The 246-nt window shown below is 48.4% G+C and carries 1 protein-coding gene; it reads left to right on the top strand.

Annotated features, from left to right (window positions below; translation table 11 throughout):
- On the top strand, positions 1 to 246 hold a 246-nt coding region (locus AAEY55_RS18550; RefSeq protein ID WP_350552749.1), incomplete at both ends, for a hypothetical protein.

Here is a 246-nt window from a genome sequence, read left to right as displayed (position 1 = left end):
GCCCTCTTCCAAAGCCTTGGAAGAAATAGCCATAGCCATGGAACTGTCGACGAATCCAACGCTTAAGCAAGCTTTGAATCACGTAGCCAATTACTTTGGTGAAATACAGGAACCTCAGCGCGATCAGGAACATCCGCCTGCAGAAATGAATACCCTAGCTGCTCTCATGTCTTCTGCAATCAGAAGGCCAAGCGTGGCATCAGGGTATTCGAGTGCTGAGTTAGCGAGACCAACCAAATTATCACC

The organism is Pseudoalteromonas sp. 120-MNA-CIBAN-0494, assembly GCF_040308885.1.
GTDB classification, from domain to species: domain Bacteria; phylum Pseudomonadota; class Gammaproteobacteria; order Enterobacterales; family Alteromonadaceae; genus Pseudoalteromonas; species Pseudoalteromonas nigrifaciens.
Note: the sequence above shows the minus strand (reverse complement) of the source record. Positions and strands in the feature narration are given on the sequence as shown.